Source organism: Longispora urticae (assembly GCF_053902585.1).
Map to the genome: position 1 here is coordinate 342,867 of NZ_JAQZSH010000027.1, position 21,043 is coordinate 363,909.

At 71.7% G+C, this 21,043-nt stretch carries 20 protein-coding genes and 3 tRNA genes; 14 read left to right on the forward strand and 9 right to left on the reverse strand.

Translation table 11 applies throughout. The features are described from left to right. Positions 1-120 precede the first annotated feature (120 nt). Entirely contained in the window at positions 121-486 is a 366-nt protein-coding gene (locus tag PT931_RS17815) for a hypothetical protein (RefSeq protein ID WP_456246840.1), read from the forward strand. Positions 487-786: 300 nt separating this feature from the next. On the opposite strand, the gene PT931_RS17820 is transcribed toward PT931_RS17815, so the two are convergent. Further along, positions 787-1,503 (reverse strand): class I SAM-dependent methyltransferase, encoded by a 717-nt coding sequence (locus tag PT931_RS17820; protein ID WP_456246841.1) that lies wholly within the window; start codon positions 1,501-1,503, stop codon positions 787-789. Positions 1,504-1,665: 162 nt separating this feature from the next. Between PT931_RS17820 and PT931_RS17825 the strand changes: the two genes are divergently transcribed. Then, positions 1,666-3,117, forward strand: coding sequence for a glycosyltransferase family 39 protein (locus tag PT931_RS17825; RefSeq protein ID WP_456246842.1), 1,452 nt, complete (start codon positions 1,666-1,668; stop codon positions 3,115-3,117). Here PT931_RS17825 and PT931_RS17830 read toward each other — a convergent pair. Continuing rightward, positions 3,086-3,412: a hypothetical protein gene (locus PT931_RS17830; protein WP_456246843.1), complete on the reverse strand. Its 327-nt coding sequence runs from the start codon at positions 3,410-3,412 to the stop codon at positions 3,086-3,088. The two genes, PT931_RS17825 and PT931_RS17830, sit on opposite strands and share 32 nt — an antisense overlap. Positions 3,413-3,547: 135 nt before the next feature. Here PT931_RS17830 and PT931_RS17835 point away from each other — a divergent pair, with 135 nt between their 5' ends. Then, the gene (locus PT931_RS17835) at positions 3,548-4,936 is read left to right on the forward strand and encodes a class II 3-deoxy-7-phosphoheptulonate synthase (protein ID WP_456246844.1); all 1,389 of its coding nucleotides are present in this window, start codon (positions 3,548-3,550) and stop codon (positions 4,934-4,936) included. A gap of 251 nt (positions 4,937-5,187) precedes the next feature. Here the strand turns inward: PT931_RS17835 and PT931_RS17840 are convergent, their stop codons facing one another. Beyond that, entirely contained in the window at positions 5,188-6,324 is a 1,137-nt protein-coding gene (locus PT931_RS17840; protein WP_456246845.1) for an SGNH/GDSL hydrolase family protein, read from the reverse strand. A 220-nt stretch (positions 6,325-6,544) separates the two neighbouring features. On the opposite strand from PT931_RS17840, the gene PT931_RS17845 reads away from it, so the two are divergent. Beyond that, positions 6,545-7,786 (forward strand): MFS transporter, encoded by a 1,242-nt coding sequence (locus tag PT931_RS17845; protein ID WP_456246846.1) that lies wholly within the window; start codon positions 6,545-6,547, stop codon positions 7,784-7,786. 197 nt (positions 7,787-7,983) lie between these two features. Here the strand turns inward: PT931_RS17845 and PT931_RS17850 are convergent, their stop codons facing one another. The 3 genes from PT931_RS17850 to PT931_RS17860 all read right to left on the reverse strand — a co-directional run bounded on the left by PT931_RS17850 (position 7,984) and on the right by PT931_RS17860 (position 10,123). Beyond that, positions 7,984-8,697 (reverse strand): hypothetical protein, encoded by a 714-nt coding sequence (locus PT931_RS17850; protein ID WP_456246847.1) that lies wholly within the window; start codon positions 8,695-8,697, stop codon positions 7,984-7,986. A gap of 281 nt (positions 8,698-8,978) precedes the next feature. After that, a complete protein-coding gene (locus PT931_RS17855; protein WP_363728362.1) occupies positions 8,979-9,509 on the reverse strand; it encodes a carboxymuconolactone decarboxylase family protein in 531 nt (176 codons plus the stop codon). A 62-nt stretch (positions 9,510-9,571) separates the two neighbouring features. Beyond that, the gene (locus PT931_RS17860; RefSeq protein ID WP_363728363.1) at positions 9,572-10,123 is read right to left on the reverse strand and encodes a peroxiredoxin; all 552 of its coding nucleotides are present in this window, start codon (positions 10,121-10,123) and stop codon (positions 9,572-9,574) included. 291 nt (positions 10,124-10,414) lie between these two features. On the opposite strand from PT931_RS17860, the gene cimA reads away from it, so the two are divergent. Continuing rightward, a complete protein-coding gene (cimA, locus tag PT931_RS17865; protein WP_456246848.1) occupies positions 10,415-12,001 on the forward strand; it encodes a citramalate synthase in 1,587 nt (528 codons plus the stop codon). A gap of 33 nt (positions 12,002-12,034) precedes the next feature. On the opposite strand, the gene PT931_RS17870 is transcribed toward cimA, so the two are convergent. After that, positions 12,035-12,808, reverse strand: a complete 774-nt coding sequence (locus tag PT931_RS17870) for a 3-methyladenine DNA glycosylase (RefSeq protein ID WP_456246849.1) — start codon at positions 12,806-12,808, stop codon at positions 12,035-12,037. Positions 12,809-12,973: 165 nt separating this feature from the next. Here PT931_RS17870 and PT931_RS17875 point away from each other — a divergent pair, with 165 nt between their 5' ends. The 6 genes from PT931_RS17875 (at position 12,974) to PT931_RS17900 (ending at position 16,213) form a co-directional block, all read left to right on the forward strand. After that, positions 12,974-13,747, forward strand: coding sequence for a fumarylacetoacetate hydrolase family protein (locus PT931_RS17875; RefSeq protein WP_456246850.1), 774 nt, complete (start codon positions 12,974-12,976; stop codon positions 13,745-13,747). Beyond that, entirely contained in the window at positions 13,740-15,170 is a 1,431-nt protein-coding gene (gltX, locus tag PT931_RS17880; protein WP_456246851.1) for a glutamate--tRNA ligase, read from the forward strand. The genes PT931_RS17875 and gltX overlap by 8 nt, the downstream gene beginning before the upstream one ends. Next, positions 15,167-15,895, forward strand: a complete 729-nt coding sequence (locus PT931_RS17885) for an HAD family hydrolase (RefSeq protein ID WP_456246852.1) — start codon at positions 15,167-15,169, stop codon at positions 15,893-15,895. The genes gltX and PT931_RS17885 overlap by 4 nt, the downstream gene beginning before the upstream one ends. 27 nt (positions 15,896-15,922) lie before the next feature. Beyond that, positions 15,923-15,994: transfer RNA gene (locus tag PT931_RS17890), tRNA-Gln, on the forward strand. Between the two features lie 21 nt (positions 15,995-16,015). Continuing rightward, positions 16,016-16,088, forward strand: a tRNA-Glu gene (locus PT931_RS17895). 49 nt (positions 16,089-16,137) lie between these two features. Continuing rightward, positions 16,138-16,213 (forward strand) — tRNA-Glu (locus tag PT931_RS17900). 56 nt (positions 16,214-16,269) lie between these two features. Here PT931_RS17900 and PT931_RS17905 read toward each other — a convergent pair. Continuing rightward, entirely contained in the window at positions 16,270-17,436 is a 1,167-nt protein-coding gene (locus PT931_RS17905; protein WP_456246853.1) for a sulfite oxidase, read from the reverse strand. A gap of 336 nt (positions 17,437-17,772) precedes the next feature. On the opposite strand from PT931_RS17905, the gene PT931_RS17910 reads away from it, so the two are divergent. After that, entirely contained in the window at positions 17,773-18,255 is a 483-nt protein-coding gene (locus PT931_RS17910; protein WP_456246854.1) for a hypothetical protein, read from the forward strand. 9 nt (positions 18,256-18,264) lie between these two features. Here the strand turns inward: PT931_RS17910 and PT931_RS17915 are convergent, their stop codons facing one another. Beyond that, the gene (locus PT931_RS17915; RefSeq protein ID WP_363728570.1) at positions 18,265-18,951 is read right to left on the reverse strand and encodes an IclR family transcriptional regulator; all 687 of its coding nucleotides are present in this window, start codon (positions 18,949-18,951) and stop codon (positions 18,265-18,267) included. A gap of 49 nt (positions 18,952-19,000) precedes the next feature. Between PT931_RS17915 and leuC the strand changes: the two genes are divergently transcribed. Then, a complete protein-coding gene (gene leuC / locus PT931_RS17920) occupies positions 19,001-20,401 on the forward strand; it encodes a 3-isopropylmalate dehydratase large subunit (protein ID WP_456246874.1) in 1,401 nt (466 codons plus the stop codon). After that, positions 20,401-20,991: a 3-isopropylmalate dehydratase small subunit gene (leuD, locus tag PT931_RS17925; protein WP_456246855.1), complete on the forward strand. Its 591-nt coding sequence runs from the start codon at positions 20,401-20,403 to the stop codon at positions 20,989-20,991. Before leuC ends, leuD begins: the two co-directional genes overlap by 1 nt. The last annotated feature ends 52 nt before the right edge of the window (positions 20,992-21,043 follow it).

A 21,043-nucleotide genomic window follows, 5' to 3' on the forward strand; every position in this document is an offset into this window, starting at 1 on the left:
CGCGAGCCCCGTACCACAGGAAATTAGCGTTCGTGGATATTCACTCACGTCCGCTCGGCTTCCCCGTGACTACGCAACGCCGTAGGGTGATCACAACTCGTAGTCGAAAGGGGGCACCCCATGCGGCGAGTACTCCTGGCCCTGGGCACCACCATCGGGGTCCTGCTGATCTCCAGTCCGGCGTCGGCGTTCGCCCACGACCGGGTGCACAACGTCTACCTGCACACCCTGCTGGACGTCCTCACCCTGGCGGTGGTCTCCTCGCCACTGTGGACGGCGTACCTCTGGGGTGGCAACCGCAAGGCCCTGCTGATCGCGCTCGTCGCGATGGTCCAGATCCCGGTCGGGGTCGTGGCGTTCGTGCCCATCCTCAACCCGTGGTTGCACGGCGCGGCCCTGGTCGGCGCGCTCGTGCTCACCGGTTCGGCGCTCCGCCTCACCCGCCGGCCCGTCCGGTCGGAGCGGTTCGCGCCCGTCACCGAGTGATCTGACCTGCTGTCGGTCGGTCTGCGAGAGCGCGGCCGGCCGGCGGCACCACGCACCCGCCCGGCCCGGCGGCTCCACCCGCCGGTCGGGGCGGCCTCCCGCGTGCACCGACCGGAGGGGCAGCGGCCGTCCCTCCGCCGTGCGGGGCTCCACCGGCCGGACCGGCGTGTCCCGGCCGGACCGCCCCGCGCACCCGGTTCTGCGGCCGGGCGCACACCCACGCACCGACCCGCGGAAATGGCACCGGCCGGCGGCACCCCCACAACAGGGTGCCGCCGGCCGGTGCCGTGCCGGGTGTGACTACTTCTTCGGGGTACGGGCCACGCAGATCACGGACTGCCCGAACGGCGCGCCGAAGACGCTCTCCCACGCGCGGGTCACCGGGAGCACGAACTTGTCGTAGATCCGCACGACCGGGCCGGGCTTGGGGGCCTGGCCGAGCAGCTTGGCGGAGACGAAGTAGCCGAAGAAGCCGAGGATGTTCGCGTACTTGAGCACCTCGATCTCCAGCCCGGCCTCCTCCATCGCGGCGCGCATCGTCTTCTTGGTGTAGCGCCGGACGTGGCCGGTGGCGATGTCCACCTTGCTCATCGCGATCATGAACGCGGGGACCACGACCACGATCGCGGAGCCGGGCTTGAGCAGGCCGGACATGCTGCGCAGCGCGCCCACGTGGTCCTCGATGTGCTCGAGGACGTTGTACGTGACCAGGCCGGTGTGCTGGCCGATCTCCGTGGTGGGGAGCAGGAGCTGGCGGACCTCGACGTTGGGGGCCTCGGCGGCCATCCGCTCGGCGAGCTCGCGGAGGCGGGTGGGCTCGGCCTCGGTGCAGGTGAAGCGGCGGACCCGCGGTGCCCACTCCAGCGCGTAGTCCCCGAAACCGCTGCCGACCTCGATCGGATCGTCCCCCAGGTAGGGGAACGCCATGGAGGAGAACCACTTGCGATGGTTGACGGCCTCGGCGAGGCCCTCGAGGACCTCCTCCTGGACCTGCTGGTCTCCACCAAGATCGGTCATTTCAGTACTTCCCTCACTTGTTTGCCCGATTTTGTGCGGTCAAGAGTGTGGGGACCGCTCCGGGCACCTTACCCGATGCTACCGAGCACCCTGTGAGCCGTGTGACATGGGTGGCACGGTGGTGAGCGCCGGTCGTCGATCGCGCAAATGGTTTACTGGCTCGTGCTCCCAACCTCGCGTCTCCGGGTTCCCGTGTGGTCGGCCCCGGCCCTGGTGATGTTCGCGCTGGGCCTCTGGCGGCTGGGTCGGCCCGGGATGTGGGCCGACGAGCTGGCGACCTGGGGCGCGGCCCGGATGCCGCTGGGCGACATGCTCCGGATGCTGGGCGACGTCGACGCGGTCGACGGGCTGTACTACGTGTTCGTGAACCTGTGGATCAGGGTCGCGGGGGATTCCGAGTTCGCGCTGCGGTTCCCGTCGGTGCTGGCGATGGCGGCCGCGGCCGGGCTGCTGGCGGTGCTGGGCCGGCGGCTCGTGTCGTACCGGGCGGGACTGGTCGCCGGGCTGGCGTTCACCCTGGTCCCGGCCGCGTCGCGGTACGCCCAGGAGGCCCGGGTCTACCCGTTCGTCATCCTCGGCGCGGTGGCGGCCACCCTGCTGATGGACCGGATCCTGCGCCGTCCGTCGAAGCGACTGCTCATCGGGTACGCCGTCACCGTCGCCCTGATGGGTTTCCTGCACATCCTGGCGATCCTGATCGTCGCCGCGCACGGCGTCGTGGCGCTGCTGTTCCTGTGGCGGGCCCGCCGGCCGGTGTTCTGGCGCTGGTTCCTGGCCGCCTCCCTCGGGGTGCTGCCGGTGCTTCCCCTGGTCGTGCTGTCGATGCGGCAGACCAGGCAGGTGAGCTGGATCCCCGAGTCGAGCGTGCGCACCGTGATCGCCCTGCCGGAGAAGCTGACGTCGGCGGCGGCGGTGGGCGGGTTCCTCGTCGCGCTGGCGGTGCTCGCGTACTCGCGGCGGCGGTCCTCGGTCCTCGTGCTGTCCTGGCTCGTGGTGCCGCCGGCCGTGCTGTTCGTCGCGGCCCAGTTCCACGAGCTGTTCTGGTACCGCTACCTCCTCTTCACCATGCCGGCCCTCGTCCTGGCGGCCGGCATCACGCTCGCCCGGGCGAAGCTGGTGCCGATCGTGGCCGGGCTCGTGGCGCTCGCCGCGCTCGGCGCGAACATCAACCTCTTCTACCGCTGGCCCGACGGCCACGAGCACGACACCCGGGGGGTGGGCGCGCTGATCGCGGCCGAGTACCGCCCGGGCGACGCGGTCGCGTACGCGCTGCACGAGCCGGTCGTGCCGTGGGAGGCCCGCGACGTGGTGGCCCGGTACGTGCCGGCCGACCGGCGGCCCCGGGACGCGTTCGCGCTGGTCGGGCAGCGGGCCGGGGGCAACTTCCTCGCGGAGGAGTGTCCCGACGACCAGCTGGCCCGGTGCCTGGCGGACGCGCCGCGGGTCTGGGTGATCCGGTTCGAGGACAAGAAGCTGGCCGACCCGCTGAAGAACCTGACCGACCCGGCGGAGGAGTCGGGCGCGAAGGAACGGCTGCTCCGGGACGGCTACCGGCTGGAGCGGGCCTGGGCGAAGCGCGCCTTCACGGTCGGGTTGTACGTCCGCAACTCCTGACGCCCCCGTCGGCGAGCCCCACGGCCAGCCCGGTCACCTCGTCGCCGGTCCGCAGCACCCGCACGTCCGGGCAGCCGGTGCGGACGGCGTCCCACGCGCCGTCGGGCCGGCGGGCGGCGGCGGCCCGGCAGTGCTCCTCGCCGACGTACCCCCAGGCCATGAACAGTTCGTCGTCGGCGTAGCTGTACACGCCGACGGACTCGGTGCGGTCCCCGGCGGGGCGGCGGTAGAAGGCGCCGCGCAGGCCGGGCACGGGCGTACCCTCGAAATCGACGTCCTCGATGATCTTGTGCACGTCGTAAAGGGAAATATCGGGCATATTCATCGTCTCCACGATCCCTTAACGATCAACCCGGCTCCAGGGCTCCCGACGAGTGGGACTGACCACCTCGACGATGTGCGACCCCGGCGTGCGCACTAAGGTTGACCCGTGCAACAGGAATGGCATCAGTTCCGGAACCCAGGCCTCCAGATCACCCGCCCGGCGAATCTCGCCGAGGCCGCCTCCCTCGGGATCGACCGATGGCGGGAGCTCCCCCGTGAGCAGATGCCGCCCTGGCCGGACTATTCGGTGGTCGAGCAGGTCTCCGACGTCCTGGCCACCGTGCCGCCGATCGTCGCGCCCTACGAGGTCGACCAGCTCCGCGAGCGGCTCGCGCTCGTCTGCGAGGGCAAGGCGTTCCTGCTCCAGGGCGGCGACTGCGCCGAGACGTTCGCGGACAACACCGAGTCGCACATCCTGGCCAACGCGCGCACCCTGCTCCAGATGGCCGTCGTGCTCACCTACGGGGCGAGCATGCCGGTGATCAAGGTCGCCCGGGTCGCCGGCCAGTACACGAAGCCGCGCTCGGCCGCCCTGGACGCCTTCGGCCTGCCGTCGTACCGGGGGGACATGCTCAACTCCCTCGAGATGACCGAGGAGGCCCGGGTCAACGACCCGCAGCGCATGATCCGCGCCTACGCGAACGCGTCTTCGGCGATGAACATGCTGCGCGCCTACCTCGGCGGGGGCCTGGCCGACCTGCACGCGGTGCACGACTGGAACAAGGACTTCGTGCGCACCTCCGCCGCCGGCGAGCGCTACGAGGCCATCGCCCGCGAGATCGACCGGGCGCTCGCCTTCATGCGGGCGTGCGGGCTGCGCGACGACGAGGCCCTGCGCACCGTCACGCTGTACTGCTCGCACGAGGCCCTCGCCCTGGAGTACGACCGCTCGCTCACCCGGGTGTCGCACGACAAGGCGTACGGCCTGTCCGGCCACTTCCTCTGGATCGGCAACCGGACCCGCCAGCTCGACGGCGCGCACCTCGACTACATCAGCAAGATCGTGAACCCGATCGGCGTGAAGATCGACGCGGCGTGCACCCCGGACGAGGCGATCGAGCTGGCCGACAAGCTCAACCCGGAGAACATCCCGGGCCGGCTGACGATGATCTCCCGGATGGGCAACGGCAAGGTCCGCGACGCGCTGCCGGGCATCATCGAGAAGGTCACCGCCGCCGGCCACAAGGTCGTCTGGCAGTGCGACCCGATGCACGGGAACACGATCGAGGCGTCCAACGGGTACAAGACCCGGCACTTCGACCGGATCGTCGACGAGGTGCTCGGCTTCTTCGAGGTGCACCGCGGCCTCGGCACCCACCCGGGCGGCCTGCACGTCGAGCTGACCGGCGAGGACGTCACCGAGTGCCTGGGCGGCGCGCAGGCGATCGAGGACCGGCACCTGCCCGACCGCTACGAGACCGCGTGCGACCCGCGCCTCAACACCCAGCAGTCCCTGGAGCTCGCCTTCCTCGTGACGGAGATGCTCCGGGGCTAGTCCCCACGTCTACGGGGTGCCGCACCTCCTTCCGGGGAGGCGCGGCACCCCTTTTCCGTGCGGAGAACAAACCCGGATCACCATCGGACGGTTACGGGGGCGCCCGGCCCGGGTCCTGGAGGCGGGAGCCCGGGTTGTCCCCGGGCGGACCCTCCGGGCCCGCCCGGACGCCGCCCACCAGCGGAGCCGGCCCCCTGCCGCCGGAGCCCGGGGTGCCCCGGGCGGGACCCTCCGGGCCCCGCCCTCCCCGCCTACGGCGCCCCGGTGATCGGCACCGCCAGGAACCGCAACCCGTCCGGCTGCCGGTGGCACACCCCACTCGTCAGGTGCGCCCAGTACCCGGCGAGGCACTGCCCGAGCATCGCGTGCCCGAGCTGGTTCGGATGCAGCGACTCCCGCGAGATGACCCCTTCCGGATCCCCGTCGACAGCACCCGCCTCGCCGACTGTGCCGCCCGGCCCCCCGGCCCGACCGGGCCCCGAGCCCGCCCGCGCGCCCGGTTCCCCGTCCCGGAATCCGGTCCACTCCGGGCTCCCGTCCTCCTTCAGCCGGATGCTGATCCCGCGGGTCCACTTCGGCTCGTCCCCGGGCGAGCACACCTCCCGGTCGTCCATCGCGGCCGTCAGGTCGAGGAAGTCCACCCCGGCGGTCTGCGCGGCCCCGCGCATCGTGGCCGCGAGCAGCGGGACGAACGTCCCCCGGCCCCACGCCGCGTCGTCGTCGTGGAACGGGCAGCCGTGCACGACCCGGGAGAACCTGCTGTCCCACCGGTTGTGCACGGTCAGCGGCGACGGGTAGGACTGGAGCACGACCCGCGCGTCGGACTGGCCGGTGTCGGTGAGCACGCCGCGCACCTGGGCGAGGACGGAGTCCAGGCGGGGCCGCAGCGCGGTGAGCCGTTCGGTGACCTTCGGCGTCCACTCGTCCTTGCAGCTCGCGGTGGACAGCGCGTACCCGACCGCGCAGTCGGTGACGATCTCCGTGAAGCCGACGTCGTTGGCGCCGACGGTGACCAGTACCAGTCTGATCCGGTACTGGGCGGCAGCCTCCCGCAGCGCCTGGATCTGCGGCTTCTCCCCGCCCTGGCCCCGGACCAGCACGTCGGCGGTCTCCGCGCCCGAGCAGGCGAGGTTGACGACGTTGGTCCCCGGGATCCGGGCGGCGGCGAGCTGGGCGTCGGCCGAGCGGTGGCAGTCCGGGTTGGCCCCGTCGTGGTAGTTCCCCGCGCCCTCGCCGGAGGCGATGCTGTCGCCGAGCGCCACGACGGCGTCCAGCGCGGGCGGGGCGGACGGGTCCGCGGCGCCGGGGGGCCGTGGCGGAGCGGCCAGGGCGATCCCGGGTGTCAGGAGCAGGGCGGCGAGCGGTAGCAGGGCCAACCGGATCCTCAATGTGTACCCCTTCCATAGTCGTATGACCGCTTTCTACGGTATTGCGGACTTGATCACTACCTGTTCTGGAGATCCCGGCCACTAGCCCGTGACCCGGCCCGCCGGATCGATCTACGATGAGGGCGCTGTCGATCTCTGTCGGCAGTGCACAGGGCTCATGAAGAGCACGCGCTGGGGGCGGGGCTGCGCGTCACTTTCGGCAACCTCGAAAGGGACGACCATGCCTGCCCTGGGCGCTTACCGGGGGCTGCTGTCCACGACCGGACCCGGCTTCCTCCTGCTCGCCTTCCTCGCCCGACTGCCGGCCGCCATGGGCATCGTCGGCGCGCTCACCCTCGTCGTCACCACCACCGACAGCCTCACCGCCGCGGGCATCGCGGCCGGCGCGCTCGGGGTGGGCTCCGCGCTCGGCGGCCCGGTGGTGGGCTCCCTCGCCGACCGGTACGGGCAGCGGCTCGTCGGACTCGTCGCCTCCCTGGCCGACGCCCTCGCGTACGCGGCCCTGCTGTCCGCCGCCCTCAGCCACGCCCCGCTCGTCGTCACGGCCGCCGCCGCGGCGCTCGCCGGGTTCGCCACCCCGCAGGTCGGGCCGCTGGTCCGGGTGCGCTGGGCGGCCCTGCTCGGCGAGCGCGGCCAGCAGCGGCTGATGCCGACCGCGATGTCGTACGAGGGCACCGCCGACGAGACCGCGTACATCACCGGCCCGGCCCTGGTGGGCGCGCTCGCCCTCACCGGGCACCCGACCCTGCCCCTGATCGGCGCCATCGCGCTGCTGTTGGTCGCCGGCACCCTGTTCGCCCTGCACCCGACCGCGCCGCCCGTGCTCCGGGTGCCGTTCGACGCGCCGAAGGACCGGCTGAGCCCGGACCTGTGGGGCCTGGTCGCTGCCATGGTGTTCATCGGGGTGGTGTTCGGCGCGACCCAGACCGGCATCACCGCGCTCGCCAAGGACATCGGCGAGACCGGGGCCGGCGGCCTGGTGTACGCGATGATGGGCGTCGGCAGCGTCGTCGCCGGCCTGCTCACCGCCGTGCTGCCCACCCGGTTCCGGGTGTCGCTGCGCTACGTCGTGTTCGCCGTGGCGCTGTTCGTCGGGGCGGCGTCGCTGCTCCTGGTGGACTCGCTCGGCTCGGCGATGGCCGCGCTGGCGTTCCTCGGCGTCGCGGTCGCCCCGTACCTGATCACGGGCTACGTCCTCGCCGAGCGGATCACCACGGCCCGCCGGGCGGGCGCCGCCATGACCCTGATGGCCAGCGGCACGGTCGCCGGCAACGCGGTCGGTTCGGCGCTCTCGGGCGTCCTCGCCGACCGGTACGGCTACCAGGGCGCCTTCACGGTGCCGGTGGTCGCCGGGCTGCTCGCGGTCGTACTGGCCGTGGCCACCGCGCCGCGGCTGCGCCGGCTGCTCGCGACTCCCCAGCCGACGGCTCCCCAGGTTCCGGCCGAGCAGGTCGCGGTCTAGCGAGTCGCGGACTGGCGGGGGTCGGGTCCGGGGCCTCCGGGGCGGCGGCACGTTCCGGTCCGGCCTCGGGGGCGGCGGCACGTTCCGGTCCGGCCTCCGGGGCGGCGGCAGGTTCCGGTCCGGGGCCTCGGGGGCGGCGGCAAGTTCCGGTCCGGCCGCCCCGACTCGGCGGCACGTCCCGGACGGCGGCGCCCGGCTCAGCAGCTGTTGGTCACCCGCATCGGCGAGGACAGCATCCGGCCGTCGGAGAGCCGGACGGACACGTACCACGCGATGGCGGAGAAGGACGGCTCCGTGTAGGTGCTGCCGGAGAACGTCTTCGGCCCGCCCGCCATCCGGCTGAACTGCCAGCTGCCGCCGAGGTCGTCGCGGCGCGCGTACACGCTGGCCTCGGTCGCCGTGCCGCCCACCACGGTCGCGCTGACCGCCACGCTCCACGACGACGCCCCGCACTCCGGGGTGCCGGTCGCGTTGACGGTCACGCCGCTGCCGCCCGTGGTCGGCACGCTGGTCGGCCCCTGGGACACCGGCGGCTGGCCGGCGGGCGTGCCGCGCGCCGACCCGGAGGCCGTCGGCGTGGGGGAGGGGCTGGCGGTGCGGGTGGCCGTGGCCCGGGCCCGGAGCGCGGCCGTCTGCGAGTCGAGCGAACCCGAACCGGGCGGGGCCATCACCCCCGGCGCGTCGGTGCTGCCGGCCGCGCGGCCCGACGGTTCGGTGAGCAGCTCGCTGGTCGAGGACGCGACCAGGAACAGCATCAGCGCGCAGAGCAGGAACCAGGCCAGTTCGGACCTGCGGGACAGGACCGTGCGGGGTGGCGGGCGGCGGTGCAGACCGATCCAGCCCTCGCCCGGTGCGGTGTCCACCACGGAGGCGAGTTCGCCCGTGGCAAATGGGTGTTCCGTCGGCGTCACGCCGCGCCTTCCCCGCGCCCCCAGTCGATCATGCAGTGACATGCATCGATTCGACAATGTCGCGCGGGGTGGTGCCGTGTCAAGGAATGGGAAAGGAGAAGTTGCCGTCGCCCGGGTCGGGTGGACGACAACTTCTCCTCGGATGTGCTGACGGCAGCGGGCTTTCCGCCCGGACGGGTTGGCCGCGCCGGTGCGGGCTCCGCGCCGGCGCGACGCCGCGTCCCGGCGGACCGACGCACACCCGGCACTGGAGCGACGCACGCCCAGCGCCGGGCGGACGACTACGCCAGCGCGGCTTCCGCGTCCAGCGTGACGGCGGCAGCGTGCACGACCGCGGCGATCCGCAGCGCGTCGTGGATCGCGTCCCGGCCGAGGCCGGCCTTGATCAGCGCCTTCTCGTGCGACTCCAGGCACACCCCGCAGCCGGTGATCGCGGAGACCGCCAGGCACCACAGCTCGAAGTCGACCTTGTCCACGCCGGGCTGGCCGATGACGGACATCCGCAGCCGGGCGGGCAGGGTCTGGTACGCCTCGTCGCCGATCAGGTGCTTGGCGCGGTAGTACACGTTGTTCATGGCCATGATGGACGCGGCGGCCTTCGCGGCCTCGACGGCCTCGGGCTTGAGCCGGTCGGCGGCCTCGGCGGCGATCTCGCGGATCACCCGCGGGCTGCGCGCCGCGATGGCGCAGGCGAGCGCCGCGCCCCACGCCTGCTGTTCGGGCAGGGTGGCGTTGCCGAGCACGGAGCCCAGGTTGAGCTTGGTGTCCTTCGCGTACGCCGGCAGGGCGTCCTTCAGGGTGTCGAGACCCACGGGGTGGTTCCTTTCGCACGAACGGGAAAGAGGGGGCCTGTCGGCCCCCTCTCCACGGAGAACTAGCTGGCCATCAGGGACTTGGCGTCCAGGGTGTCGCCGCCCTTGTTCCAGTTGCAGGGGCACAGCTCGTCGGTCTGCAGCGCGTCGAGGACCCGGAGGACCTCGGCGACGTTGCGGCCCACGGAGCCGGCGGTGACCATGGCGAACTGGATCTCGTTGTTCGGGTCGACGATGAACGTCGCGCGCTGCGCCACGCCGTCCTCGCCCAGGATGCCGGCGGCCTCGGACAGCTCGCGCTTGATGTCCGACAGCATCGGGAACGGCAGGTCGCGCAGGTCCGGGTGGTCCTTGCGCCACGCGAAGTGCACGAACTCGTTGTCCACGGAGGCGCCCAGGACCTGCGCGTCGCGGTCGGCGAACTCGCCGTTCAGCCGGCCGAACTCGGCGATCTCCGTCGGGCAGATGAAGGTGAAGTCCTTCGGCCAGAAGAAGACGACGCGCCACTTGCCCTCGTGGGACTTGTTCGTGATGGTCTCGAAGGCGTTGTCGGCGTCGAGCGACACGCAGGCGGTCAGCTCGTAGGCCGGGAAGTGGTCACCAACGGTAAGCACAGAGGTTCTCCTGTAGGGCGGTTGATTGGAGTCATTCCAGATTGTGCCCTACGAGTGCCGAAATCGCCCAGGGGGGCGACACTAGTATGAAGTAGCTCACACTCGTCCCGTTATCTGGGAGTGATTTCCAGATAACCGGACGTCATGGAAAGGTTGCCCTTGTGACCAGCCTGCTCATTATTGGCCCGGCGCGCTGACCTGTAGGGCATCGAAGCCCGTCCCCGTCAGTGCGCAGACCTTCCGCATCCCGCGGAGGGTCTTTTTTGTTGCAGGAATCTTCTGGAGATAACGATGGACTTCCAGGTCTTTGACACGACATTGCGTGACGGTGCCCAGCGCGAGGGCATCACCTACTCGGTGGTGGACAAGCTCGCGGTGGCCCGGCTGCTCGACGAGTTCGGCGTGGGGTTCATCGAGGGCGGTTGGCCCGGCGCGATGCCCAAGGACACCGAGTTCTTCCGTCGGGCCCGCGACGAACTCCAGCTCAAGCACGCGGTCATGGTCGCGTTCGGCGCCACCCGCAAGGCCGGGCTGACCGCCGCCGACGACCCGCAGGTCCGGGCGCTGCTGGACGCGGAGACCCCGGCCATCGCCCTCGTCGCGAAGGCCGACCTGCGGCACGTCGAGCGCGCGCTGCGCACCACCCCCGAAGAGAACCTCGCCATGGTGTACGACACGGTCACGCACCTCGTCGCCGAGGGCCGGCGGGTGTTCGTGGACTGCGAGCACTTCTACGACGGGTTCCGCTTCGACGCGGCGTACACGAAAAGGGTCGTGGAGAAGGCCCTGGAGGCCGGGGCCGAGCGCGTCGTGCTCTGCGACACCAACGGCGGCTCCCTGCCCTCCGGCATCACCCGGGCCATCACCGAGCTGGGCGTCGACCCCGCGCTGCTCGGCATGCACGCCCAGAACGACACCTCCTGCGCGGTGGCCAACACCATCGCGGCCGTGGAGGCCGGTGTCCGGCACGTCCAGGGCACGGCCAACGGCTACGGCGAGCGACCCGGCAACGCGGACCTGTTCTCCGTCGTCGGCAACCTCACCCTCAAACTCGGGCTCCCCGTGCTACCGCCGGGGTGCCTCGAGCAGATGGCGCGCGTCTCGCACGCCATCGCGGAGATCGCCAACATCGCACCCGACACCCACCAGGCCTATGTCGGGCACGCAGCGTTCGCTCACAAGGCGGGGCTGCACGCGAGCGCGATCAAGGTCGATCCGGAGCTGTACAACCATGTGGATCCGACCACCGTCGGCAATGACATGCGCATCCTGATCACCGAGATGGCCGGCCGGGCCAGCATCGAGCTCAAATCCCGTGAGCTCGGACTGGACCTGGCCGGCCAACCCACTGTACTCACCGCCGTCGCCGACCGGGTCAAGTCCCTGGAGGCGCAGGGCTGGTCGTTCGAGGCCGCCGACGCGTCGTTCGCGCTGCTGGTGCGGTCCGCGCTCGGCGACGTGAAGGCGCCCTTCGACCTGGAGTCCTACCGGGTGATCGTCGAGCACCGGCCCGACGGCGCGGTGGTCTCCGAGGCCACGGTCAAGATCGTGGTGGGCGGGGAGCGGACCATCGCCACCGCCGAGGGCAACGGGCCGGTCAACGCCCTCGACCAGGCGCTGCGGCTCGCCCTGGTCGAGTTCTACCCGGCCCTGTCGTCGCTGGAACTCGTCGACTACAAGGTGCGGATCCTGGCCGGCTCGCACGGTACGGACGCGGTGACCCGGGTGCTGGTGGAGTCCACGCACCGGGACGCCGAGCTGACCACGGTCGGGGTGCACGGCAACATCGTGGAGGCGAGCTGGCTGGCCCTGGTCGACGCGCTCACCCACGCGCTCCAACAGGGCGGCGACAAGGCCCAGCGCCGGCTGGGCGACTAGCGACCCTGCCACGCGGCGGGCGGAGGTCCGGCCTCAGATGGCGGCCGGGCCACCGACCGTCGCCGCGGCGAGCAGCCGGTCGCACGCGTCGACCAGCCGGTCACGTAGCGGCGCGGCCCGCTCGGCGAAGGCCCGCTGGTGGGTCACGTACTCCGCCCGCCCGTTCGGGGTCTCGATCCGGACGGGCGGGTAGCCCAGCCCCGCCAGGTCGTACGGGCTGGCCCGCATGTCCAGGGTCCGGATGTCGCGGGCCAGCTCGAAGCAGTCCGCGACGAGCTCGGCCGGCACGAGCGGCGCCAGCTTGTACGCCCACTTGTACAGGTCCATGTTCGCGTGCAGGCAGCCCGGCTGCTCGTGGTCGCGCTGGGTGTCCCGGGTCGGCTGGAGCAGGTTCAGGCTCCGGGCCGGGGGCGTGAAGAACCGGAACGCGTCGAAGTGGCCGCACCGGATGTTCTGGGACTCGACGAACGCGGCGAGCTCGTCGTGGCCCATCCGCAGCGGTACCGGATGACGGGTTTCGGTGTCCCGGTAGACCATCGCCCACTCGTGCAGGCCGAAGCAGCCCAGGTGCGGGGGGCGGTCGCGGGTCGCGGCGAGCAGGTCGCGGATCCAGCCGATCCGGGCCCGCTCCTTCTCCGTGGGCGCCCGGTCGAAGCCGGGGTACCAGGTGCGCAGCTGGTTGGGCCGGTGGTTGTAGTACGTGAACAGGAAGTCCTCGACGGGGTGTTTGAGGCCCAGACGGCGGCGGTCGAGGTGCGCGGCGACCAGCGCGTCCACCCGCGCCTCGTGTGCCGCCCGCCTGTCCACGCGCCGTTCCTCCTCGTTTTCCGCCCTCCGAAGTTACCGGAGCGGCCGGGCGGCCCGGTCGGCCAGGACCGCGAATGTGACCCCTGAGGGCTCCAACCAGGCGTGCGCGGGCGAAGAGATAGATTCTGGGGTACCGAATCTGCTCTGGCCAAGGGACTTATCACAGTGCGTATTGCCCGGTTTGCCCATGCGGGCGGCATGTCATTCGGCGTCGTGGAGGGTGACCAGTCGCCCACCATCGCCGAGCTGGAGGGGCACCCCTTCGGTCGGCTCACGTTCACCGGTCAGCGGTGGGCGCTCGCCGACGTGCGGCTGCTCGCCCCGATGCTGCCCAGCAAGATCGTGTGCGTGGGCCGCAACTATGCCGACCACGCCAAGGAGATGGGCGGCGAGGTCCCGGCGGAGCCGCTGCTCTTCCTCAAGCCGTCGACCACGATCATCGGCCCGAACGACGCCATCTCGCTGCCGCCGCAGTCCCAGCAGGTCGAGCACGAGGCCGAGCTGGCGATCGTGATCGGGCTGCCCGGTGCCCGGCGCGTGGACAGAAACCAAGCGGAACAGGCCATCTTCGGGTACTCGATCGCGAACGACGTCACGGCCCGCGACCTGCAGAAGAAGGACGTGCAGTTCACCCGGGCCAAGGGCTTCGACTCGTTCTGCCCGTTCGGGCCGTGGATCGAGACCGAGCTGGACTGGCGCGACCTCGAGATCCGCTGCGAGGTGAACGAGGAGGTCCGCCAGCTGGGCCGGACAAAAGACATGGTGTTCGACGTCCCGACTCTGGTCTCCTATGTCTCCCACGTGATGACGCTGCTGCCCGGCGACGTGATCCTCACCGGCACGCCCGCCGGCGTGGACGTCCTGACGGCCGGCGACTCCGTGACCGTCTCCATCGAGGGCCTCGGGGCCCTCACGAACAAGGTTGTGGAACTTGTCTGATCTCCGGCTCCGGTTCAGTCCCTCGCCGACGGGTACGCCGCACGTCGGGCTGATGCGCACGGCCCTGTACAACTGGGCGCACGCCCGGCACCACGGCGGCAAGCTGATCTTCCGGATCGAGGACACCGACGCGGCGCGCGACTCCGCCGAGTCGTACCAGATGCTGCTCGACGCCATGAGCTGGCTCGGCCTGGACTACGACGAGGGCCCGGACCTGGGCGGCCCCTACGGCCCGTACCGGCAGTCCGAGCGCGGCGACATCTACCGCGACGTGGCCGCCAAGCTGTTCGAGGCCGGCTACGCCTACGAGTCCTACTCCACGCCCGAGGAGATCGAGGCCCGGCACAAGGCGCTGGGCCGCGACCCGAAGCTGGGCTACGACGGCTTCGACCGGAACCTGACGGCCGAGCAGGTCGCCGCGTTCAAGGCGGAGGGCCGCGAGGCCGTGCTCCGGATCCGGATGCCCGACGAGGACATCACCTGGGTCGACGCGGTGCGCGGCGAGGTCACCTTCAAGTCCGGCAGCGTGCCCGACTACGTGATCGTCCGGGGCAACGGCCAGCCGCTGTACACCCTGACGAACCCGGTCGACGACGCCATGATGCGGATCAACCTGATCTCCCGCGGCGAGGACCTGCTGTCGTCCACCCCGCGCCAGATCGTGCTGTTCCGGGCCATGGTGGAGCTGGGCATCGCCGAGACCGTCCCGGACTACGCGCACCTGCCGCTGGTCACCGGCGAGGGCAACAAGAAGCTGTCCAAGCGCGACCCCCGGTCCAACTTCTTCGCGTACCGCGACGCCGGCTACCTCCCCGAGGGCCTCGCGAACTACCTCGCCCTGTTGGGCTGGGCCATCGCGCCGGACCGCGACATCTTCACGATGGCGGAGCTGATCAGCGCGTTCGACCTGCACAACGTCAACTCCAGCGCCGCCCGGTTCGACGAGAAGAAGTGCGAGGCCATCAACGCCGAGCACGTCCGCCGACTCGACCCGGCCGACTTCGCGGACCGGATCCGGGCGTTCCTGCCCGAGGGCGCCGACCCGGACCTGGTGGCCGCCGCCGCCCCGCTGATCCAGACCCGGATCACGACCCTCGCGCAGGCCCGGGACATGCTCGGCTTCCTGTTCTCCGGCGACGCCTTCGCCCCCGACGAGGCGCACGCGGCCAAGGTCCTCACCGAGGCGGCCCGGCCGGTGCTGGAGGCCGCGATCGGCGTCGTCGAGAAGGTGGAGTGGACCACCCCGGCGTTGGAGGAGGCGCTCAAGGCCGCGCTGATCGACGGCCTGGGCCTGAAGCCGAAGGTGGCGTTCGCGCCGCTCAGGGTCGCCGTGACGGGCCGGACGGTCTCGCCGCCCCTCTACGAGTCGATGGAGCTGCTGGGCCGCGAGACGACCCTGGAGAGGCTCCGGAAGGCACTGTGAGTCCACGGGTCACCACTGTCCTGTTCGACGTCGACCAGACGTTGACGGACTACGAGAGCTCGGCGCGGGCGGGCATCATCGCCTACTGCGCCGAGCTCGGCGTCCCCGCACCCCGACTGCCGGCGGCGGCCGGGAAGTGGCTCAGGCTCGAACAGGAACACTTTCCCCGGTACCTGGCGGGGGAGCTCACCTTCGCCGACCAGCGCCGGCACCGGGCCCTCGGCATGCGCCGCGCCCTCGGCGGCCGCGGCCCGGCGGACCCCGGCGCCTGGTTCGACGACTACCTGGCGCACTACGAGGCCAGCCTGACCCTGTTCGACGACGTCCCGGCGTGCCTGGCGGCGTTGTCCGGGCTCACCCTCGGTGTGATCAGCAACAACGACGTGGACTACACCCGCACGAAGCTGGCCCTGACCGGCATCGCGGACCGGTTCGCGATTTCTGTGGGCCGCGACACATTCGGAATCGCCAAGCCGGCGCCCGCCATCTTCGTCTCCACCTGCGCGGCCCTCGGCGTTTCCCCAGCTGAGACCGCGTACGTGGGCGACAACCTGGCCTTCGACGCCCAGGGCGCCACCGACGCCGGACTGGTCGGGGTGTGGCTGGACCGAACCGGTGGTCCGGGCCGGTTCCCGAGGCGGATCCGGACCCTCTCCGACCTGCCTGGCCTGCTCGGACTTCCCGACCCGGGATCCGATTTGAAGGTCACGGAGGGCGTCGGGTAGAGTTCATCTCCGGTGCGAGGGCACCGATGGGGTATGGGGTAATTGGCAGCCCGATGGTTTCTGGTTCCATTAGTCTAGGTTCGAGTCCTGGTACCCCAGCAAAATGTCCTCGCACCACCTGGCCCCGTCGTCTAGCGGCCCAGGACGCCGCCCTCTCAAGGCGGTAGCGGGGGTTCGAATCCCCTCGGGGCTACGCACGACAGTGTTTCAGTAGTTAGTTATTCAGCAAGAAGCAGTTCTGCGGTCCCGTCGTCTAGCGGCCTAGGACGCCGCCCTCTCAAGGCGGTAGCGGGGGTTCGAATCCCCTCGGGACTACCAGTTTCAGAGCCCTGACCGAGAATGTCGGTCAGGGCTTTCGTCTTTTCCGCACCCGGTCAGGTGGCCGTCTCGGGGACGCAGACGGTTCTGATGAGTTGGATGGCGTTGTTGGCGAAACCGCCCGCCGTCCAGGACTGGGTCGTGGGCTGGGTGGCGCCGGAGTCGTCCGTGGCGTGCGCGGCCAGGAGGTACTCGCCCGGGGTGGCGCGCCAGGCGAAGGACCAGCCGCGCCAGGACCACGGGTGGGGGTCCGGGTCGTCGAGGATGGCCGGCGCCCAGCGGGTACCGCCGTCGGTGCTCACCGCCACGCCCGTGACCGGTGCGGCGCCCGACCAGGCGCGGCCGCGCAGGAGTACCGGGCCGGGGTGCACGATCCGGGTCCGGGACAGGAAGTCGGGGAAGCCGGGCGGGACCATCAGGGCGCGGGGCCGGATCCGGGTGACCGGGTCGCCGGGTTCGTCCGGGGTCTGGCGGAGGCGGTAGGCGTTCTGCTGGTAGCCGGTGAACGGTTCGGGGGCCACGGTGATGTCGCGGAGCCATTTGACGTGCGCCATCCCGTACCAGCCGGGCACCACCAGGCGGACCGGGGCGCCGTGCTGGGGCGGCAGCGGGGCACCGTTCATCGCGTACGCGAGGAGCACGTCCCGGGCGAGGGCGTCGGCGAGCGGCAGGCTGCGCCGGTAGTCCTGTTCGACACCGCGTTCCAGTCCGTGGTCGGCACCGGTGAACACGATCTCGACGGCGTCCTCCTCGATGCCGGTGATGGCGAGCAGGTCGCGGAGCGGCGCGCCCGTCCACTCGGCCGTCCCCACCGCGTGCACCAGCCACGGTTGGCTCACCGGGCGCGGGTCGAGCCCGGCCCGGCCGTTGCCGGCGCACTCCATGGTGACGCGGATGGTCCGGGCGGGGATGGCCCGCAGGGAGTGCAGGTCCAGGGTGAGGGGGCGGGTGACCCGGCCGCCGACCGTGAGGCGCCACGCCGCCGGGTCGATGGCGGGGATGTCGTAGTGGGTCAGGAGATAGTGCAGGCCGACCGGGGTGACGTCGTAGCGCAGCGCCTCCTGCGGCATGCCGTGGTTGCGGGCGGCGAGGGCCAGTTCCTCCCGGGAGAAGCCCTCGTCGGGTCCGGCGACCCGGTAGGCCGGACTGATCCGGCTGAGGTCCGGGCCGGGCGCCGCCGGACTGCCGTGCACCTCGGTGTGTGCGTCCATGAGCTTGGACATGGCCCGGCCTCCTCGGGAAGGGGTCCAGGGGCGGTGGGAATGCTCGACCTCAGTTTAGGTCGGGGAGCGCCCGGCCGTGGGGGACTGCGCGGCACGTCCCGCCCGTCCGGTTCGGCACGCGCCGGGAGGGCGGCTGCGGCGGGGCCAGCGGGTGGCCGCGGCAGGGTTGGCCGGGGGCAGCGGCGAGGTTGGGCGGGCTGGCCGCGGCAGGGCCGGGCGGGTGGCCGCGGCGGGGCCAGGCAGGTGGCGGTGGCAGCGGAAGGGTGGTCGCAGCAAGGCCGGACGGGTGGGCGGTGGCAGGGTTGGGTTGTGGGGCGGGGCTGGCAGACTCGGGACGTGACCCGCCTCGCCTTCTTCGATCCCGTGCACGGCATCGGCCTCACCGTGGCCGCCGGCAGCGGGCGCAGCTGGATGGACGAGCCGGACGGCGATCCCCGGCACGCGCACCTGCACGTCGACGTTCCGGGGCCGCTCACCGTCCCGGGCGCCGAGGAGACCCGCCTGCGGTCGGGTACCGGCTTCGTCCGCTGGCCGGACCTGGACCGGTTCGCGGCGGCGCTGGACGGGCTGGCGCGCGAGGAGCAGGGGTCGGTCGAGCTGGCGGGCGACCCGGGTTTCGTGCTCACGGTGCTGCTGCGCGCGGACGGGCGGCTGCGGGCGGAGGCGCGGTTCGACACCGGCCACCAGCTGGAGATCGACGTGGTGGCCCGTACCCGATGGGACTGGCATTTCGGTCTTCGCGCGGATCTGGCCGGGCTGGCGGAACAGGTCCGCGATGCCGTGCGGCACCACAGACCCGTCCGGCCGCGCAGGCCCTGAGCCGCGCGGTTACAGGCCCGAGAGGCGTTGGCCCGCGCGGACCACGGCCATCGCGTGCCGCTCACCCGGCCGCCGGGTCAGCCGCTCGATCGGCCCGGAGACGCTGACGGCGGCGATCACCCGGCCGGTCCGGTCCCGCACCGGCGAGGACACCGACGCGACCCCGGCCTCGCGCTCGGCGACGCTGGACGCCCAGCCCCGTTTGCGCACCTCGGCGAGGATCCGGGCCGTGAACTTGGCCCGGGGCAGCAGCGGCAGCACGGCCTCCGGGGGCTCCCAGGCAAGCAGGATCTGGGCGGCGGAACCGGCGGTCATCGGTAGCACCGAGCCGATCGGGACCGTGTCGCGCAGGCCGCTGGACCGTTCGGCGGCGGCCACGCAGATCCGGTCGTCGGCCCGGCGGAGGTAGAGCTGGGCGCTCTCCCCGGTCTGGTCGCGGAGCATCGCCAGGATCGGCTCGGCCGCCGTGAGGAGCACGTCGGGGGCCTCGTTGGCGAGTTCCCCCAGGCGCGGCCCGGGGCGCCACCGGCCCTGGGCGTCGCGGACCAGCAACCGGTGCTGTTCCAACGCCTGGGCGAGGCGGTGCGCGGTGGCCCGGGGCAGTTGCGTGCGCTCGACCAACTCGGCGAGGCTCGCGCCGTCCACGGACGTCTCAAGGATTAGGACGGCTTTATCGAGTACGCCGACTCCGCTGATACTGTGTCCCACGAGACGAAACATACCTCCCAATCCTTGGGAAGTCCAGATCGTGGGAGCCACCATGGGGCGCACGCTCGCGGAGAAGGTATGGGGCGCGCATGTCGTACACAGCGCCCCGGATGAGCCCGATCTGCTGTATATCGACCTGCACCTGCTGCACGAGGTGACCAGTCCGCAGGCGTTCGACGGGCTCCGGCTCGCCGGGCGTCCTGTCCGCCGACCCGATCTCACGATCGCGACGGAGGACCACAACACCCCGACCGACAACCTGGTCGACATCTTCGACCCGGTGTCGCGGACCCAGATCGAGACGCTGCGCAAGAACTGCGCGGAGTTCGGGGTCCGGCTGCACCCGCTGGGCGATGCCGAACAGGGCATCGTGCACGTGATCGGCCCCCAGTTGGGGCTCACCCAACCTGGCATGACGATCGTCTGCGGCGACTCGCACACCGCCACGCACGGCGCCTTCGGGGCGCTGGCGTTCGGGATCGGCACCAGCGAGGTGGAGCACGTCCTGGCCACCCAGACGTTGCAGCAGTCCGTCCCGCGCACCATGGCCGTCGAGGTGACCGGCGAGCTGCGGCCGGGCGTCACGGCCAAGGACCTGATCCTGGCGCTGATCGCCCAGGTCGGTACGGGCGGCGGGCGCGGCCACATCGTGGAGTACCGGGGACCGGCCATCGAGGCGCTCTCGATGGAGGGCCGGATGACGGTGTGCAACATGTCCATCGAGTGGGGCGCGAAGGCCGGCATGATCGCGCCGGACGACGTGACGTTCGAGTACCTGCGCGGCAAGCCGCACGCGCCCGCCGACTTCGACGCGGCCGTCGCCTACTGGCGCACCCTGCCGACCGACGCCGACGCCGTGTTCGACACGGTGGTCGAGATCGACGCGTCGAGCGTGACCCCGTTCGTCACCTGGGGCACCAACCCGGGGCAGGGCGCGCCGCTCGGCTCCACGGTCCCGGTGCCCGAGGAGACCGACGACCCGGTCGCGGCGGCCAAGGCGTTGGAGTACATGGGCCTCACCGCCGGTACCCCGCTGCGCGACATCGCGGTGGACGTCGTGTTCGTCGGCTCGTGCACCAACGGCCGGCTGGAGGATCTGCGCGCCGCCGCCGAGGTGCTGCGCGGCCACCAGGTCGCCGACGGGGTGCGGATGCTCGTCGTTCCCGGCTCCGCGCGGGTGCGCCTGGAGGCCGAGGCCGAGGGCCTGCACGACGTGTTCACGGCCGCGGGTGCCGAGTGGCGGTTCGCCGGCTGCTCCATGTGCCTGGGCATGAACCCCGACACCCTGAAGCCGGGGGAGCGCGCGGCCAGCACGTCCAACCGCAACTTCGAGGGCCGGCAGGGCAAGGGCGGGCGTACCCACCTGGTGTCCCCGCAGGTCGCCGCAGCCACCGCCATCGTCGGCCGCCTGGCCGCCCCGATCGATGTGAGCCGTTGATGGACAAGTTCACCGAGCACACCGGTACCGCCGTCCCGCTGCGCCGTTCCAACGTGGATACGGACCAGATCATCCCGGCGGTCTACCTCAAGCGGGTCACCCGGACGGGCTTCGAGGACGGGCTGTTCTCCGCCTGGCGGGCCGCCGACCCCGAGTTCGTGCTGAACCAGCCGCGGTACGCCGCCGCCAGCGTGCTGATCGCCGGGCCCGAGTTCGGCACCGGCTCGTCGCGGGAGCACGCGGTCTGGGCCCTGCTGGACTACGGGTTCAAGGCCGTGCTGTCGCCCCGGTTCGGCGACATCTTCCGGGGCAACGCGCTCAAGGGCGGGCTGCTGCCGGTCGAGTTGAGCCAGCCGGTCATCGACGACCTGTGGCAGCTGGTGGAGGAGGACCCGACGCTGACGGTCACCGTGGACGTCGTCGCGCGCGAGGTGCGCTACGCCGACCGGGTGCGGCCGTTCCCCCTCGACGAGTTCAGCCGGTGGCGGTTGCTGGAGGGTCTGGACGACATCGGACTGACCCTCCGCAACGTCGACGCGATCGGCGGGTACGAGCAGACGAGGGCCGCCTGGCTGCCTTCCACCAGGTAGAAGAGGGTGAGGTCCGCCACGCGGACGGGGCCGGGGGACGCGAGGCGTCGAC